Origin of the sequence: Saccharothrix syringae (assembly GCF_009498035.1) — a bacterium.
GTDB classification, from domain to species: Bacteria; Actinomycetota; Actinomycetes; order Mycobacteriales; family Pseudonocardiaceae; genus Actinosynnema; species Actinosynnema syringae.
The window spans coordinates 9,795,988-9,809,788 of the sequence record NZ_CP034550.1 but is presented as its reverse complement, the minus strand read 5'-3'; the positions used below and the strand labels follow the sequence as shown (position 1 = coordinate 9,809,788).

General features: G+C 72.2%; 13 protein-coding genes and 1 tRNA gene. 7 read left to right on the top strand and 7 right to left on the bottom strand.

Annotation, left to right across the window (positions count from 1 at the left end):
• Positions 1 to 312: 312 nt before the first annotated feature.
• Complete coding sequence (locus EKG83_RS41320) at positions 313 to 1,833, bottom strand: MFS transporter (protein ID WP_051766323.1); 1,521 nt, start codon at positions 1,831 to 1,833, stop codon at positions 313 to 315.
• Positions 1,830 to 2,726, bottom strand: a complete 897-nt coding sequence (locus EKG83_RS41315) for an ABC transporter substrate-binding protein (protein WP_033432812.1) — start codon at positions 2,724 to 2,726, stop codon at positions 1,830 to 1,832. The genes EKG83_RS41320 and EKG83_RS41315 overlap by 4 nt, the downstream gene beginning before the upstream one ends.
• A gap of 194 nt (positions 2,727 to 2,920) precedes the next feature.
• Between EKG83_RS41315 and EKG83_RS41310 the strand changes: the two genes are divergently transcribed.
• From EKG83_RS41310 to EKG83_RS41295, 4 genes are read left to right on the top strand one after another with little or no spacing between them, the layout of a single operon-like run.
• A complete protein-coding gene (locus tag EKG83_RS41310; protein WP_033432811.1) occupies positions 2,921 to 4,534 on the top strand; it encodes an ABC transporter substrate-binding protein in 1,614 nt (537 codons plus the stop codon).
• Positions 4,531 to 5,499: an ABC transporter permease gene (locus tag EKG83_RS41305; RefSeq protein WP_051766322.1), complete on the top strand. Its 969-nt coding sequence runs from the start codon at positions 4,531 to 4,533 to the stop codon at positions 5,497 to 5,499. Before EKG83_RS41310 ends, EKG83_RS41305 begins: the two co-directional genes overlap by 4 nt.
• Positions 5,496 to 6,365 carry an ABC transporter permease gene (locus tag EKG83_RS41300; protein ID WP_033432810.1) on the top strand — a complete coding sequence of 290 codons (870 nt, stop codon included), beginning with the start codon at positions 5,496 to 5,498 and terminating at the stop codon, positions 6,363 to 6,365. Before EKG83_RS41305 ends, EKG83_RS41300 begins: the two co-directional genes overlap by 4 nt.
• Positions 6,362 to 7,975 carry a dipeptide ABC transporter ATP-binding protein gene (locus EKG83_RS41295; RefSeq protein WP_033432809.1) on the top strand — a complete coding sequence of 538 codons (1,614 nt, stop codon included), beginning with the start codon at positions 6,362 to 6,364 and terminating at the stop codon, positions 7,973 to 7,975. Before EKG83_RS41300 ends, EKG83_RS41295 begins: the two co-directional genes overlap by 4 nt.
• Before the next feature lie 10 nt (positions 7,976 to 7,985).
• Here EKG83_RS41295 and EKG83_RS41290 read toward each other — a convergent pair whose 3' ends face one another.
• From EKG83_RS41290 to EKG83_RS41280, 3 genes are all read right to left on the bottom strand, one after another.
• A complete protein-coding gene (locus EKG83_RS41290; protein WP_033432808.1) occupies positions 7,986 to 8,423 on the bottom strand; it encodes a hypothetical protein in 438 nt (145 codons plus the stop codon).
• A gap of 94 nt (positions 8,424 to 8,517) precedes the next feature.
• Positions 8,518 to 8,871: a transposase gene (locus tag EKG83_RS41285; RefSeq protein ID WP_033432807.1), complete on the bottom strand. Its 354-nt coding sequence runs from the start codon at positions 8,869 to 8,871 to the stop codon at positions 8,518 to 8,520.
• Positions 8,872 to 8,941: 70 nt separating this feature from the next.
• Positions 8,942 to 9,349 carry a MerR family transcriptional regulator gene (locus EKG83_RS41280; protein ID WP_033432806.1) on the bottom strand — a complete coding sequence of 136 codons (408 nt, stop codon included), beginning with the start codon at positions 9,347 to 9,349 and terminating at the stop codon, positions 8,942 to 8,944.
• Positions 9,350 to 9,398: 49 nt separating this feature from the next.
• Here EKG83_RS41280 and EKG83_RS41275 point away from each other — a divergent pair, with 49 nt between their 5' ends.
• Positions 9,399 to 10,283, top strand: coding sequence for an NAD(P)-dependent oxidoreductase (locus EKG83_RS41275; protein ID WP_033432805.1), 885 nt, complete (start codon positions 9,399 to 9,401; stop codon positions 10,281 to 10,283).
• Positions 10,284 to 10,472: 189 nt separating this feature from the next.
• Here the strand turns inward: EKG83_RS41275 and gdhA are convergent, their stop codons facing one another.
• Positions 10,473 to 11,813 carry an NADP-specific glutamate dehydrogenase gene (gdhA, locus tag EKG83_RS41270; protein WP_428829927.1) on the bottom strand — a complete coding sequence of 447 codons (1,341 nt, stop codon included), beginning with the start codon at positions 11,811 to 11,813 and terminating at the stop codon, positions 10,473 to 10,475.
• Between the two features lie 259 nt (positions 11,814 to 12,072).
• Between gdhA and EKG83_RS41265 the strand changes: the two genes are divergently transcribed.
• On the top strand, positions 12,073 to 12,510 hold the full coding sequence (locus EKG83_RS41265; protein ID WP_051766321.1) for a hypothetical protein: 438 nt from the start codon (positions 12,073 to 12,075) through the stop codon (positions 12,508 to 12,510).
• Between the two features lie 111 nt (positions 12,511 to 12,621).
• Here the strand turns inward: EKG83_RS41265 and EKG83_RS41260 are convergent.
• A tRNA-Arg gene (locus EKG83_RS41260) sits at positions 12,622 to 12,693 on the bottom strand.
• Between the two features lie 198 nt (positions 12,694 to 12,891).
• Between EKG83_RS41260 and EKG83_RS41255 the strand changes: the two genes are divergently transcribed.
• Positions 12,892 to 13,800, top strand: a complete 909-nt coding sequence (locus EKG83_RS41255) for a cation diffusion facilitator family transporter (RefSeq protein ID WP_033432880.1) — start codon at positions 12,892 to 12,894, stop codon at positions 13,798 to 13,800.
• The last annotated feature ends 1 nt before the right edge of the window (position 13,801 follow it).

Genomic DNA, 13,801 nt, shown 5'->3' with positions numbered 1-13,801 from the left:
CAGCCCGAACAACACTCCCGCCCGCTCATGGCCAGGTCCTTCCTGTCGCGCTCCGGTGGACGTCGAGTACCGGCGAGATCATGCCGCCGGGCGACCGGAAAAGCAGTCACCCGGTGTGGTGATCCGAGGAAGCGATTTGGCCACCGGTCAAGGATGACGTACTTCGAGGCCACTCCGGAAAGGGGTGGAAGAAGACCTGCTCCTGTGCCTTTGCAGGACGCGGCGCAGGCGCATGTCATCGTCACGCCGACTGTCCAGGTGGTCCATGAGGGACTCCGAAAAAAGTTCCCGCCGCGGACGGCACCCGACCGTTCAGGACCCGACCACCGCCCGCCCGAGCGACCGGCCGCGAACCTGGCGGCGCAGGTCCACCAGCACCACGGTGACCGCCGCGCACAGGAACAGGCACGCCACGGCCGTGGCGCGGTCGAGCGCGTCGCGGTGCAGGGAGGCGGGTGCGTCGGTCAGCGTGAACCCCACCCCGTAGATCGTCGAGTAGTACGCCGTCGACGCGGTCGCGACGCCCACGCTGTTGCTGATGCGCTGGCCGAGCTGCCCGATCGCCCCGGCCGCGCCGCCCTGCGCGGCCGGGACGTCCACGAGCGTCATGGAGTGGTTGGGGGAGACCACCAACCCGCCGCCGAGGCCCTGCACCAGTTGCAGCGCCGGGATGCCGACCAGCACGGCCGCCGTCGGCAGGGGGCTGTGCAGCAGGGCCACCGTGCCCAGCGCGGAGGCCAGGACCAGCAACATCCCCGTGCCGGTCAGCACGCGCCCCAACCGCACCACGTGCCGGCCGCCCAGCCAGGAGCCCAGCACGGAGGTCGCCGACGACGGCAGCACCAGCAAACCGGCCAGGAACGGGGTGACGCCGCGGGCCTCCTGGAGGTACAGGGTCAGCGCCAGGGCGATGCCCGGTCCGGCGGCGAACCAGGTCAGGGAGACGAGCACGCCGTTGCGGAAGGACGGGATGCGCAGCAGGGCCGGGTCGATCACGCCGGAGCGGCCGGCGGCGACGCGGCGGCGGCCGCGCGCCGCGAACAGCGCGGCCAGCCCGACCGCCGGGACCAGGGCGAGCCAGCGGGCGTCGACGTCGCCGGGGCGGCCGGTGGTGAAGATGAACGGGGTCAGCAGGCAGACCAGGGCGAGGCCGCCGAAGGCCAGGCCCACCACGTCGACGTCCGGTCTGCGCCTGCCGCCCTGGTCGCGGCCGACCGCGGGCAGCAGGGCGTGCGCGGCGACGAGCAGGGCCACGCCCACCGGCACGTTCACCACGAACACGCCGCGCCAGCCGAGCGTGGTGACGAGCAGGCCGCCGAGGCCGGGGCCGAGTGCGGTGACCAGGCTGACGCACATGCCGTAGACGCCGAACGCCCGGCCGCGCTCGGCCGCGGGGAACAGCTGCTGCACCATGCCCATCACCTGCGGCATGAGCAGGCCGGCGGCGATGCCGAGCAGGGCGCGGCCCGCGATGACGAAACCGGCCGTGGGCGCGACGGCGCACAGCACGCCGGCGGCCAGGTAGAGGTACGTGCCCGCGTAGGTGAGGGCGAGCCGCCTGCCCGCGTCGCCGACGCGGCCGGCGGGGACCAGGGTGACGGCGAAGCAGAACACGTAGGCGGCCTGGATGAGCTGGATGCCCGCCGGGCCGGGGTGCAGGGCGCGTTCGATCGACGGGATCGCGATGGACACCTTGTGGACGTCCAGCAGGAGGAAGCCGGCGGTGGTGCCGCACAGCAGCAGCACGGCCCGGCGGTTCACGGTGGTGGGCATGGCGGGAACGCGGCCCGGCGGCGCGACCGGTGCCGCGCCGCCGAACGCCTGCGTCCTCATGCCTCCTGGAGGATCTTGGTGGAGTCGACGAGCCGGCCGAAGTCGTTGTCCGAGTCGATCAGGCCCCAGCTGGCGACCCAGTCCAGCGTCCGGTTGAAGTGGTCCTCCGGGTACGGGCCGGGGTGGACGTAGCGCAGCCGGCCCGGCTTGAAGTCGTCCGGGACCAGCTCGGCGACCGGCGCGGCCTGCTCGATGAAGTGCTTGAGGTAGGGCCGGATGTCCTCGTGGATCCGGTCCACGCCCCGCGTGACGGCCCGGTTGATCCTGGTGAAGGTCTCGGCGTCGAGCGAGTCGTTGGCGATCTCCGCGCCGTAGTAGTGCGCCTCGGCGAGCACCTTGTAGCCCTGCTTCTCGGCCACCGTGATCCACGGCTCCATCACGGCCACGGCGTCGATGTCGCCGTCGCGCAGGGCCTCGAAGCGCTCCTTGCCCTTGATCCCGACCAGCTTGATGTCGGCGCGGGCCAGGAACCCCTCCAGCGTCTGGAGCACCAGGTAGTGCGAGCCGTGGTGGAAGTTGACGCCCACGCGCACGCCGGCCAGGTCGCCGGGGACGTTGTACGGCGAGTCGGGGCGGACGATGATCGCCTGGCTGGCGACGGCCGCGCGGCGGGCCACGACCTTGCCGTTGACCTGGCTGTCCTGGGAGCGGCGCAGCTGGCCCCACTCGCACGCGTTGTACAGCTGCGACGCGCCCGCCTCGAACAGCTTGAAGCTGCTGAACGAGGACACCCGGCGCGGGTCCTCGACGAACCGCAGGCCGGTCTCGTCGGTGGGCCGGTGGCGGATGAGCTCGACGTCGAGCCCCTCGTCGGTGAAGTAGCCCTCCTCCTCCGCCACGTAGTACGGCAGGTAGAAGACGGCGCTGGTCGCCTCGATCTTGATCTTTGACATTCGGGTTCCTCGGGGGCGCACGTTAGAAGTTCTACGACGTATGTGGCTACACCGTAGATTCACAACCGGCCGCACAGTAGAAGTTTCATATAGCGAGACGCTATCTACTACGAGCGCTTCCGGGCCTAACGTTCTAGCGCACGTGCTGCCGGTGCACGGCGCACGCGGCCAGAGACGAGAGTGAGTGCCCCACGATGAAGCGCCATCCCCACGACGCGACCCCGCGCGTCCGGCTCCCCAGACGCGCCGCCGCGGCGCTGGTCCTCGGCCTCGTGCTCACCGGCTGCACCGCCGGTGCCGCCGGCGGCGGCGGGAGCGCGAGCGGCACGCCCGTGAAGGGCGGTGTGCTCAAGTACCGGGCGGCCGGCGGCGGCAAGCCGCTCGACCCCGCCACGACCACCGGCTACGGCCTGGCCGTACCGCTGCGCGGCCTGGTCGACTCGCTGGTGTTCAACAACGAGGACGGCACGTTCGCGCCGTGGCTGGCCACCGGGTGGGAGGTCAACGACAACGCCACCCGCTACGCGTTCACGCTGCGCGAGGGCGTCACGTTCAGCAACGGCGAGAAGCTCGACGCCACCGCGGTGAAGCTCAGCTACCAGGCGCTGCGCGACGGCGGCGCCAAGTACGCCGTGGCCAACCAGTGGATCGGCGCGCTCAAGGAGATCACCACGCCGAGCCCGAACACCGTCGTGTTCGACCTGGCCAAGCCGAACTCGTCGTTCCTCCAGGCGGCGTCCAGCACGGTGCTGGGCATCGTCGCGCCGGCGACCGCCGCGCTGCCGTTCGAGAAGCGCCAGGAGGGGCTGGGCGTCATCGGCTCCGGCCCGTTCGTGGCCGCCGAGAGCCGGGGCGAGGAGGGCTACACGCTCGTCCGCCGCGAGGACTACGCCTGGCCGCCCGCGCCGGCGGAGAACCAGGGCCCAGCCCACCTGGACAAGATCGAGGTCCACCACATCCAGGACAACAGCATCGCCGCGGCCGAGCTGCGCTCCGGCGGCCTGGACCTGCTGCACAACACCGAACCGGCGGACAAGACCGAGTTCTCCACCAGCTCGGAGATCACCATCCGGCGCCAACCGCTGCCCGGCTCGGCCCTCGGGTTCGCGGTCAACACCGACGTCCCCGGGCTGAACGACGTGCGGGTCCGCCGCGCGCTGTCGCTGGCCGTCGACCGCGACGCCGTGCTCAAGCGCGCGTCGGCCATCGACATCGCCCCGAAGAGCGCCTACACCGCGAGCAACCCGTACTTCACCGACCAGTCCGACAAGATCAAGACCGACGTCGACGGCGCGAAGCGGTTGCTGGACGAGGCGGGCTGGCGGCCCGGCGCGGACGGCGTGCGCGCCAAGGACGGCGCCCGGCTCGCGTTCACCCTCGTCTACAGCCCGTCGACGATCTCGCACGAGCCCAACATCGCCGTGGTGCAGTCGCAGTGGAAGGACATCGGCGTCGAGCTGGAGTTCGGCAGCCTCACCCAGGCCGAGCTGAACCAGCGGCTCCAGTCGGGCGACTACTCGTTCTCCTGGGGTTCGGGCACCCGGCCCGACGCCGACGTGCTGCGCTCCACCTACGGCGGCCTCGACGAGGACCTGGACCAGGTCTTCGAGCAGATCCTCGCCGAACCCGACATCGCCAAGCGCAGGGCGCTGGCCGCGCGGGCCTCGGCGATCGTCCTGGACGAGGCGTACTACATCCCGCTCTACGACTTCATCCAGCCGCTGGCCCACCGCAACAGCACGCACCTGCCGCTGCTGGAGGCCACCCACATCCCGTGGCTGGGCGACGCGTGGATCGACCAGCCGTGATCCGGGTCGTGGCGGCCAAGCTCGCGCGCGCCGCGGCGGTGGTCCTCGCCGCCTACTCCGCGTCGTTCTTCCTGCTGTTCGTGCTGCCCGGCGACGCCGTGCTGGCCCGCATCGGCACCACCGACACCCTCGGCTCGGCCGACGTCGCGGGCCTGGACCTGGACCTGCTCCGCGACGAGGTCGGCCTGTCCGACAGCCTGTGGACGCAGTACGCCAACGGCGTCACCGGCCTGCTGCGCGGCGACCTCGGCCGCTCCCTGGTCACCGAGGAGCCGGTCACCCGGCTGCTGGCCGAGGTGCTGCCGAACACCGTCACCCTGGCCGCGGTGTCGCTGGCGGCCTCGGTGCCGCTGGGCTTCCTGCTCGCCGTGCTCGCGGTCACCCCGCGGTCGCGGGCGGTCCGCTCGCTGGCGTCGCTGGTGCCGTCGGCCTACGTGAGCCTGCCGGTGTTCTGGGTCGGCGTCCTGTTCGTCTACCTCTTCTCCACCACGCTGGGCTGGTTCCCGTCCAACGGCAGCCGGGGAGCGGCCTCGCTGGTGCTGCCCGCGGCGGTGCTGGCCCTGCTCGGCGCCGCCCAGTTCGCCCAGGTGCTGATCAGCGGCCTGCGCACCGAGCTGGGCACCACGTACGCGGCGGTCACCGCGCCCGCCAAGGGCGCCGGCCGGTTCCACATCCTCTACCGGCACTGCCTGCGCAACGCGTCGTTCCCGTTCCTGGCGGTGTTCGGCCTGCGGATCGGGCAGCTGCTCGGCGGCACGGTCGTGGTCGAGGTGGTGTTCTCCCGCGTCGGGCTCGGCCGGCTCATGGTCGACTCGGTCAAGGCGGTCGACCTGACCGTCGTGCTCGGCCTGGTCGTGGTGCTGGCCGCGGCCTACGTCGTCGTCAACGCCCTGGTCGACATCGGCTACGCGCTGCTCGACCCCCGCTTGCGCCGCCGCGCCACGACCACGGAGGCCCGGGCGTGACCGACACCACCGCCACCGCCACCGCCGTCGCCGAGCCCGTCCCCGCGACCGCGCCCGTCGCCACCCGCGGGCGCAGGCGTGTCCGCGAACTGCACCTGCACCTGGCGCTGCTCGCCCTGCTGGTGCTCGTCGCGGTCTTCCCGGGCCTGGTGACCTGGCACGACCCGTACGAGCTGGACGGGCTGCCGTTCACCGCGCCGAGCGGCGAGTTCTGGTTCGGCACCGACGAGATCGGCCGCGACCTGTTCTCCCGGGTGGTGCACGGCCTGCGGATCTCGCTGTTCTCCTCGCTGCTCGCGGTCGCGGTGGCGCTGGTGGTCGGCGCGGTGGTCGGCGTGCTGTCCGGCCTGCGCCCCGGCGGCCCGCTCGACCGCGTGCTCGGCGTGCTCACCGAGGCGGTCATGGCCATCCCGGCCGTGCTGCTGGCCCTCGCGGTGATCACCACCTACGGGCGCGGCGCGTTCGTCGCGGCGGTCGCCATCGGCGTCGGCGAGGCCACCGGCTTCGCCCGGCTGATCCGCGGCTGCGTGATCCGGGCCGGCACGCTGGCCTACGTCGAGGCGGCCCGCACCTGCGGCGCGAGCCCGCTGAGGGTGGTCGCCCGGCACGTCATCCCGAGCACCTACTCCCCGGTGGTGTCGTACACGGCGCTGCACTTCGGCCTGGCCATGCTCGCCATCGGCTCGCTGAGCTACCTCGGCTTCGGCGAGGCGCCGCCGTCGGCGGAGTGGGGCGTGCTGATCGCCGGCGGCCAGAAGTACCTGGCGCACGCCTGGTGGGTCGCCATCATCCCCGGCCTCGCGCTGACCGCCGTGGTCGTGCTGCTCAGCCGCCTCGCCCACCTGCTCCAGGAGGACCACGCATGACACCGCTCGTCAGGGTCACCGACCTCACCGTCGCCTACCGGCGCGCGAACGGCGCCACCGCGGACACCGCGCTGGCGTCGGTCTCCCTGGACGTCCCCCGGGGCCAGGTCACCGCGGTGATCGGCGAGTCCGGCTCCGGCAAGAGCACCCTCGCGCACGCCGTCGTGAGGCTGCTGCCGCCCAACGGGCACATCACCGCCGGCCGGATCGAGTTCGCCGGCGAGGACGTGCTGCGCCGCGGCGACGAGGACTTCCGGGCTCTGCGCGGCAGGCACATCGGGTTCGTGCCGCAGGACCCGATCGCCTCGCTCAACCCGACCAAGACCGTCGGCGCCCAGCTGCGCGAGGCGTTCAAGCTGGCCCGCTCGCCGTTGTCGCCCGAGGAGGTCGAGGAGCGCATCCGCCAGGACCTGGAGGACGTCGGCTTCCCCGACCCGGCCGCCCTGCTGGCCCGCTACCCGCACGAGCTGTCCGGCGGCATGCGCCAGCGGGTGCTGGTGACCATGGCGTTCTCGCAGCGCCCCGAGCTGGTCATCGCCGACGAACCGACCAGCGCGCTGGACGTGCTGGTCGGCCAGGAGGTGCTGCGCGCCATCCACGCGGCCCGCGCCCGCCACGGCACCGCGGTCGTGCTCATCACCCACGACCTCGCCCTGGCCAGCCGCCACGCGCGGACCGTGGTGGTGCTGGAACGCGGCGAGGTGGTCGAGGCCGGCCCGATCGCCGAGGTCTTCGCCAACCCCCGGCACGCCTACACGCGGGCCCTGCTGGCCGGCTCGGCGCGGATGGCCGAGGGGCGCGTGCTCGGCATCGCCGAGGCCCACCTGCGGCGGGCCGGGCGGACCGCCCCGCCCCCGGGACCGCCGGTGGTCGAGCTGACCTCGGTGTCCAAGCGGTTCGGCACGGCCAGGCGCGGCACGCGGGCCGTCGACGACGTGTCGCTCACCGTGCCGCGCGGCACGACGTTCGCCCTGGTCGGCGAGTCGGGCTCGGGCAAGACCACCACCAGCAGGATCATCCTCGGCCTGGAACGCCCAGACCGGGGCGCGGTCCGCGTGCTGGGCCGGGACGTGCCCGGCCTGCGCCGCGCCGGGCTGCGCGCCCTGCGGCGCGACATGCAGGTCGTGTACCAGAGCCCGTTCGAGTCGCTGAACCCCCGGCTGTCCCTGCGCGGCATCATCGGCGAGCCGCTGGACGCCTACCGCGTCGGCACCCGCGCCGAGCGCCACGCCCGCGTCCGCGAACTCCTGGACCTGGTCCGGCTGCCGCAGTCCTATGTGGACCGGAAGCCGCGCGAGCTGTCCGGCGGCCAGCGGCAGCGCGTGGCCATCGCCAGGGCCCTGGCCCTGCGCCCGCAACTGCTGGTCCTGGACGAACCGGTGTCCGCGCTCGACGCCACCGTGCAGGCCAGGGTGCTCGACCTGCTCACCGAACTCCAGCGGGAGCTGGACCTGACGTACTTCCTCGTCACCCACGACCTGGCCGTGGTGGCCGACGTGGCGCAGCACGTGGCGGTCATGCGCGCCGGCCGCATCGTCGAGCACGGCCCGACCAGCGACGTGGTCCTGAACCCCCGGGACGACTACACCCGGGCCCTGCTGGCGGTCTAGGCGGGCACCACTAGGCGGGCACCGCGACGACCGCGCGGATGTCGACGTCCAGGACGGTGGACACGGCGGGCAGCACCCGGCACCCCGCGCGGTACTGCTCCAGCAGCAGTTCGACGTCCGGCCCGTCCAGCCCGTCGACCACCACCTCGACGAGCACCCGGCCGACCTTGAGCCGGTTGGGCGTGTAGCGCGACGTCCGCGCCCGGACGTGCACCGCGCGCGCCCCCGGGTTGTCCGCGTCGGGATCGCCGTCGGCCCGCAGCACGTTCAGGAGGTTCACCACGAGCGCGGAGACCAGCAGGTCCAGCGGCCCCGGAGCCCGCCCCGGCCCACCCGAGGCGACCGACCCGTCCGCCAGCAGCTCGAACGCGGGCCCCCGCACGGCGAACCGCCCCCGGACGTCCGTGGTGCAGCCCGTGATGGCGCTGATGTAGTCGTACCCGGTCATCTGCCCTCCAACGAGCACGAGGTGGCGCGTTCAGTGTGCGCCAAGGGCAGGGGAGGGAAGGGGGCGTACCGCCATCTGGACACTGTGGACGCGGTCAGCGCTTGGCCAGCTCGGCGGCGAAGATCGCGGAAGCCTTCTTCAGCACCTCGATCTCCTCCGCCATCGCCCCGATCCGCTCGTGCGCGGCCTCCAGCTCGGCCTCCAGCTCGGCGATGCGGGCCAGCAACCGCTCCCGCGGCGCCTGCCGCAGCCGGGCGGCCTCGCCCGCGCTGAACATGCCGTCGTCGAGCCGCTTCACCCAGATCCGCAGCGACTGCTCGCCGACCTCGAACTCCTCGGCCACCTCGCGCAGGATCGACCGGTTGCCCGGCTCGGCCTGGCGGCGCTCGACAACCCGGCGGACAGCGGCGTTGCGCACCTCGTCGCTGTACTTCCGCTCGAACGCCATGGCCGCCCCTCCGTCATCACCGTCTCGACACAGCGTAACGACCGGGGAGCCCCTCCCGACCACGACCGGCTCAGGCGGGGACGGGTTCCGGCTCGGAACCGTCGAAGGGCGGGTAGTGCTCGCCGCCCACCTGCTCGGCCGCGTCGATGTAGTCGGCCAGGGTGTCGCGGGACTGGGCGAGCCTGCCGATCTGCTCGTCCAGCCGCCGCAGCCGCGACCGCATCGCGGCCAGCAGCTCGGGGCACCCGAGCAGTTCGGGCGCCTCGCCGACGGCGCAGGGCAGCAGGTAGGCGATGTCCTCGGTGGACAAACCGGCCCCCAGCAGGTGCCGGATCTGCCGCACCCTCAGCACGGCGTCCTCGCCGTACTCGCGGTAGCCGTTCGCCCCGCGGTCCGGCTCCAGCAGGCCCTGGGCCTCGTAGTAGCGCAACTGGTGGGCGCCGACGCCCGTCCGGCGACCCAGTTCCCCGATCCGCATCGAAGCCTCGCTTGACCTTCACACCGGTATCAACGTTGACGATGCTGCCATGGACGACGAAACACACGCACCGGTCACGGTCATCGGACTCGGGCTCATGGGCCGCGCGCCGGCCGGCGCGTTGCTGGCGGCCGGGCACCCCACCACCGTGTGGAACCGCACGACCTCCAAGGCCGACCAGCTGGTGGCCGGGGGCGCACGCCTGGCGCCCACCGTCGACGACGCGCTCGTCGCGAGCCCCCTGACGATCATCTGCCTCACCGACTACCGGGCCGTGCACGACCTGCTCGGCGCGAACGACGTCGCGCTGGGCGGCACCACGCTGGTCAACCTCACCTCGGGCAGCTCGACCCAGGCCCGGGACACCGCCAGGTGGGCCGGGCAGCGCGGCGCCCGCTACCTGGACGGCGCCGTCATGGCCATCCCGAGCACCATCGGGACCGCCGAGGCGGTGATCCCGCACAGCGGGCCGGAGGAGGACTGCCAGGCGCACGAGCCGACCCTCCGCGCCCTCGGCACCGTCACCCACCTGGGCGCCGACCACGGCCTGGCGGCCCTGTACGACGTCGCCGGCCTGACCATGATGTGGGGCGTCCTCAACGCCTGGCTCCAGGGAACCGCCCTGCTCAGGACCGCCGGTGTCGACGCCGCGACCTACGCGCCGTTCGCGCGGCGGCTCGCCGTCGGCGTGGCCGGGTGGCTGCCCGGGTACGCCGAGCAGGTCGACCGCGGTCGTTTCCCGGCCGAGGTGTCGGCCCTGGAGACCGACGCGCGGGCGATGGCGCACGTGGTCGAGGAGAGCGAGGCGCTGGGCGTCAACGCCGAACTGCCGAAGCTGATCAAGGCGATGGCCGACCGCGCGATCGCCGCCGGGCACGGCGGGGAGCAGTACCCGGTGCTGATCGAGGAGTTCGGCAAACCCGGCAACGGCTGACCCCGGCGGTGTCCAGCCCTCCGCGGCGAAGGCGACACCGGCACCGCCCGGCAGGTCGCCGAGGACGGCGGTCGTTCCCGGGGCCCCCACCTCCGCCCGGCGCACGACCCGTCCGCACCCCTCCGGCCCCGCGCGGTCCCGCGGCCCGTCGGGTGGTCGACGGGCAGCGGGGGCCCCGGGGCGACGGCCTCAGATCACGCCCAGGGCGAGCATCGCGTCGGCGACCTGGAGGAAACCGGCGATGTTCGCCCCGGCCAGGTAGTTCCCCGGCTTGCCGTACAGGTCGGCCGCCTCCAGGCAGCGGTCGTGGATGCCGCGCATGATGTCCGCGAGCCGCCGCTCGGTGTGGTCGAAGCCCCAGGAGTCCCGGGACGCGTTCTGCTGCATCTCCAGGGCGCTGGTGGCCACGCCGCCGGCGTTGGCGGCCTTGCCCGGGGCGAACAGGACACCGGCGTCGGCGAACAACCGGACGGCGTCGGGCGTGCAGGGCATGTTGGCGCCCTCGGCGACGATGGCGCACCCGTTCGAGATCAGGGTGGCGGCGTCACGCCCGTTGAGCTCGTTCTGCGTCGCGCAGGGCAGCGCGACGTCGCAGGGCACGTCCCACACCGACCCGCCTTCGACATAGCGGGTACCGGGCCGGGTCTCGGCGTAGGCGGAGATGCGGGCCCGGCGCTTCTCCTTGACGTCCTTGAGCAGGTCGAGGTCGATGCCCCGCTCGTCGACGACGTACCCGTTGGAGTCCGAGCAGGCGATCACCGTGCCACCGAGCTGCCGGACCTTCTCCGCCGCGTAGATCGCGACGTTCCCGGAGCCGGAGACCACGACCTTCTTGCCGTCGAACGAGTCCCCGCGGGCCTTGAGCATCTCCTCGACGAAGAACACGGTGCCGTAGCCGGTGGCCTCGGTGCGCACCTGCGAGCCGCCCCAGGTCAGCCCCTTGCCGGTCAGCACGCCGGACTCGTAGCGGTTGGTGATGCGCTTGTACTGGCCGAACAGGTAGCCGATCTCCCGGCCGCCGACCCCGATGTCCCCGGCGGGCACGTCGGTGTGCTCGCCGATGTGCCGGTAGAGCTCGGTCATGAATGCCTGGCAGAAGCGCATGACCTCGCCGTCGGAACGGCCCTTGGGGTCGAAGTCCGAACCGCCCTTGCCGCCACCGATGGGCATGCCGGTGAGCGAGTTCTTGAAGATCTGCTCGAAGCCGAGGAACTTGACGATCCCCAGGTACACCGACGGGTGAAACCGCAGACCACCCTTGTAGGGACCGAGCGCGGAGTTGAACTCGACCCGGAACCCGCGGTTGATCCGCACGGTCCCGGCGTCGTCGACCCAGGGGACCCGGAAGATGATCTGCCGCTCGGGCTCGCACAACCGCCGGATCACGGCCGCCTCGGCGTACTCCGGGTGCTTGGCGACCACCGGGCCGAGGCTGTCCAGGACCTCGCGCACCGCCTGGTGGAACTCGTCCTCGCCGGGGTTGCGGCGCAACACGTCGTCGTAGATGTCGCCCAACTTCTCGTCCAGGATCGGCACCCGGTCCACTCCTCGATCACCGCCATCGTCGTGAGTGGGACAACTGTCCCACTCCGACATTCCACCTCACGAGGCACAATTCGGCCAGTGTGCGTCAGCAACGAGCGCGGCCCACCTGTGCTGATGGCGCTGTCGCCTTGGTCCGATGGGGTGGAGTGGGCCCAATCGGCACGAACACGGTGCTGGGGGGCGAAGAATCACCTCCGGCCGGCCGGGGGGCAAGCCACTCGGCGGTCCGACCAAGGGGAGAGCCATGAAACGAGGGGGTATCGCGGTTGTCGCCGCGATCGCGTTAACCGTGTTCGGCATGGGCGGTGGGACGGCATCCGCGCAGACCGTGCCGGCGGAACAGGTGCCGGCGTCGGCCGCGGCGTTCGCCGCCGCTGCCGATTGCACCGTCGCGTCGGTGTCCCAGGACGGGGGCGCATTCGCCTGTTGGCAGCCCACCGGCGAAATCCTCTACAACTGCGACAGCGGCAGGGACCACCACCCGGTCTCCTACTACTACCGCTCCACCTCGCCCGACACCCGCCGCACCATCAACACCACTCCGGGATATGGCTCCTGCACCGAGCACAACCTGGCCAACATCCCGGAAAGCGGCTGGATCAGGGTCAAGGCGTGCAACTTCGAAGGCAGCACCCAGCTGAGCTGCGACTCCCAGTACCGTCAGGTCTCCGCCAACGGCTGATCGCCGATCGGCTGGGTGAACAGTAGGGGGCCGGTCCCAACTGGGACGCAGCCGGACGGACGACGAAGGCCCTTGACCGGCTTCGCGCTGGTCAAGGGCCTTGTCGCAGAGTGCCCCCGGCAGGATTCGAACCTGCGCACCCGCCTCCGGAGGGCGGTGCTCTATCCCCTGAGCTACGGGGGCCGTAGCTACGGGGAGAAGCTTAGCGCACCGCACGAGCGCGTTTTCACCCCCTCCCCCCAAACGTCACCCCAACGCGTTGACCTGCGACTTCACCGGGTTGACCAACCAGGAAGCCGTGTACCCGCCGACACGGTGGGGCGACCCGGCCCCGCAGTGGCCGAGTTGCACTCATGCGCATGTGACTATATGTTCCGCCCCATGGGGCACGGACACGGCCACGGGGCCGCCCACACCGGTGCCGAGCACCTGGGACGACTGTGGATCGCCTTCGCCATCGGCGCGGCGTTCATGCTGGTCGAGTTCGTCGTCGGCATCGCGACCGGCTCGCTGGCGCTCATCTCCGACGCCGCCCACATGCTCACCGACGTGCTGGGCGTCGGGATGGCCCTGGCCGCCATCCTGCTCGCGCGCCACGCGGGGACCAGGGGCAGTCGGACGTTCGGGCTCTACCGGGCCGAGGTGCTCGCCGCCCTCGCCAACGCGGTCCTGCTGTTCGGGGTGGCCGCCTACGTGGTCTACGAGGCCGTCCGGCGGCTCGGCGACCCGCCCGCGGTGCCCGGGTTGCCCGTGATCCTGGCGGCGGTTGCCGGGTTGGCGGCCAACCTGGTGTCGTTCTTCGTGCTCCGGGACGGGGCCAAGGAGAACATCAACGTCCGCGGGGCCTACCTGGAAGTGCTCGCCGACCTCATCGGGTCGGTGGGGGTGCTGCTCAGCGGGCTCGTCACGCTGCTCTTCGGGTGGCGGTATGCCGACCCCGTCATGGGTGTGGCGATCGGGCTCTTCGTCCTGCCGCGCACTTACAAGCTGGCCGCCAGCGCGTTGCGCATCCTCTTCCAGCACGCCCCGGAACGCCTTGACGTCGCCGAGGTGCTGGCCGAGCTGGGGCGGCTGCCCGGCGTCGCCGAGGCGCACGACCTGCACGTCTGGACGCTGACCTCGGGCATGGAAGTCGCCTCGGCGCACCTCACCACCTGCGACGACGCCGATCCGGCCCAGGTCCTGAAGGCCGCTCAGGACATGTTGGCCGCGCGCTACCACATCGAGCACGCCACCCTGCAGGTGGAACCAGGGGATTCCGCGCACCGGTGCCGCGAAATCCCCTGGTGAA

Bases quoted from the DNA above. Each gene is read 5' to 3' on its own strand.
- EKG83_RS41280 (WP_033432806.1), bottom strand. From the start codon at position 9,349: ATGCGGATCGGGGAACTGGGTCGCCGGACGGGCGTCGGCGCCCACCAG.
- EKG83_RS41315 (WP_033432812.1), bottom strand. From the start codon at position 2,726: ATGTCAAAGATCAAGATCGAGGCGACCAGCGCCGTCTTCTACCTGCCG.
- EKG83_RS41275 (WP_033432805.1), top strand. From the start codon at position 9,399: ATGGACGACGAAACACACGCACCGGTCACGGTCATCGGACTCGGGCTC.
- EKG83_RS41265 (WP_051766321.1), top strand. From the start codon at position 12,073: ATGAAACGAGGGGGTATCGCGGTTGTCGCCGCGATCGCGTTAACCGTG.
- EKG83_RS41310 (WP_033432811.1), top strand. From the start codon at position 2,921: ATGAAGCGCCATCCCCACGACGCGACCCCGCGCGTCCGGCTCCCCAGA.
- EKG83_RS41290 (WP_033432808.1), bottom strand. From the start codon at position 8,423: ATGACCGGGTACGACTACATCAGCGCCATCACGGGCTGCACCACGGAC.
- EKG83_RS41285 (WP_033432807.1), bottom strand. From the start codon at position 8,871: ATGGCGTTCGAGCGGAAGTACAGCGACGAGGTGCGCAACGCCGCTGTC.
- EKG83_RS41255 (WP_033432880.1), top strand. From the start codon at position 12,892: ATGGGGCACGGACACGGCCACGGGGCCGCCCACACCGGTGCCGAGCAC.
- EKG83_RS41295 (WP_033432809.1), top strand. From the start codon at position 6,362: ATGACACCGCTCGTCAGGGTCACCGACCTCACCGTCGCCTACCGGCGC.
- EKG83_RS41320 (WP_051766323.1), bottom strand. From the start codon at position 1,833: ATGAGGACGCAGGCGTTCGGCGGCGCGGCACCGGTCGCGCCGCCGGGC.